At 57.6% G+C, this 2,125-nt stretch carries 1 protein-coding gene and 1 pseudogene; both read left to right on the forward strand.

Annotation, left to right across the window (positions count from 1 at the left end; all coding sequences use genetic code 11):
• A partial coding sequence (locus tag A2I95_RS33225) for a capsule biosynthesis protein (protein ID WP_291736689.1) occupies positions 1 to 1,236 on the forward strand: 1,236 nt, incomplete at its 5' end.
• A gap of 157 nt (positions 1,237 to 1,393) precedes the next feature.
• A pseudogene (locus A2I95_RS33230) lies at positions 1,394 to 2,125 on the forward strand (phosphomannomutase/phosphoglucomutase); the annotation flags it as partial.

Raw genomic sequence — 2,125 nt, forward strand, 5'->3', positions numbered from 1 at the left:
CCCGCCACAACCCCCGAAGCCAAAATGCAGCTGCCGCAAACGGTTCCCGTCCGCGAGCAACTCCCCTCGACCGAGCTGAGCCCTGCAGACCGCCGCGTTCAGGAAATCACCGATATTCAGCGGGACATCGCCCACCGCCGTCGCCGCAAATCCGTACTGCTCTTGTCACGACTGGCCTTTTTCGTCTTTCTGCCGACGATCCTGGCTGGGTGGTATTTCTTTGCTGTTGCGACCCCAATGTATGCAACAAAATCCGAATTCCTGATCCTCGAGGCCGACGCTGTTGGCGGCTCCGCTCTTGGAGGGCTGCTCAGCGGCACCCAGTTTGCCACCAATCAGGACGCGATCGCGGTGCAATCCTATCTCCAGTCCCGTGATGCCATGCTGCGTCTAGACCAGGACATCGGCTTCAAATCCCATTTCACGCAGGACTGGATTGACCCTATTCAGCGGCTGGAACCCGGCGCGTCTGACGAGGCCGCCTATAGTATCTTCAAGAAAAACGTCCAGATCGGCTATGATCCGACCGAAGGGGTGATCCGCATGGAAGTGGTCGCCGCCTCGCCAGAGATAAGCGCTTCGTTCTCGAAGCACCTTATTTCCTACGCGGAATTCCGTGTGGACGAGCTGTCACGCCGCAAGCGTGAAGACCAGATGAAAGAAGCGCGCACCAGCCTGGAAACGGCCAAACGCGAACGTCGCGAAGCACAGATTCGACTGGTTCAACTGCAAGAGGGCACTTTGCTGGATCCCGAAGGTGAAATCGCCAGCATCCGTGCGCTTATGAACAATGTAGAACTACAACTCCAAGAAAAAGAGCTGCAATTGCAGACCCTTCTGAATAACGCACGCCCCTCGAAACCACGTGTCGACGCCCTCCGCAGTGAGGTCCGTTTTTTGAAAGACGAGCTTGAAAAGCAGAGCTCGCGCCTAACGCAGGCCACAAAAGGTGGCACCTCTTTGGCGGCCAAGGCTGCGCAGATCCAGATCTCCCAGGCTGATTTGGCCACCGCAGATTTGTTCCTGCAATCGGCTCTCCAGAACGAAAAACAAACCGCACAAGAGGCGAACCGCCAGGTCCGGTACCTGACCACCAGTGTCAGCCCGGTGCCCCCGGACGACCCCACCTACCCGCGTGCCTTTGAGAACACGCTGCTGGCCTTCCTGATCTTCTCAGGGATATATTTGCTGGTATCCCTGACGGCATCAATCCTCCGCGAACAGGTCTCGACCTAGGCCCTACGGCAACGAATGGCCGTGATGTGCTGGGAAAAGTGGCAAATCGCAAAGCTCTGCCGAATTTGGCATCGCGAGAATGTTGTATTCCCCCTCTATGGGGGGCATACAAGTTAACGGTTCAATCCATTTCAGAATTCAAAAAAGTGAGGTCAAAGTGACCAAACCCATTTTCGAAGTCACCCCGAATACGTGGGAATTTCTCAAAACTCCGATGATCAAACCCACGGGGTTCCGCGAGTATGACGCCCGCTGGAAATACCCCGAGGAAATCAACCTGCCTGGTATGACCGCGCTGGGTCTGGGTATCGGCACACAGATGCGCAAACACGGGCTGGAGCCAGTGATTGCAGTCGGGAACGACTACCGGGACTACTCTCTTGCGATTAAAAACGCGCTGGTGATTGGCCTGATGCAGGCCGGTATCCAGGTCAAGGACATTGGACCCGCGGTATCGCCGATGGCCTATTTCGCCCAGTTCCACCTGGATGTGCCTGCGGTCGCCATGGTCACCGCCTCGCACAACCCGAACGGCTGGACCGGCGTCAAAATGGGCTTTGAGCGCCCGCTGACCCACGGCCCGGACGAGATGGGCGAGCTGCGAGATATCGTGCTGAACGGCGAAGGCCAGGCCGCTGCCGGCGGCTCTTATGAATTCGTGGACGGCGTCAAGGACGCCTATCTCGACGATCTGATCGGGGATTTCAAAATGTCCCGCCCGCTGAAAGTGGTTTGCGCTACCGGCAACGGCACCGCCTCGGCCTTTGCGCCCGAGCTGTTTGCCCGCATAGGCGTCGAGGTGGTCGAAAGCCACAACCGGCTCGACTATACCTTCCCGCATTACAACCCCAACCCCGAAGCGATGGAAATGCTGCATGACATGTCGGAC

The organism is Leisingera sp. F5, assembly GCF_001593695.1.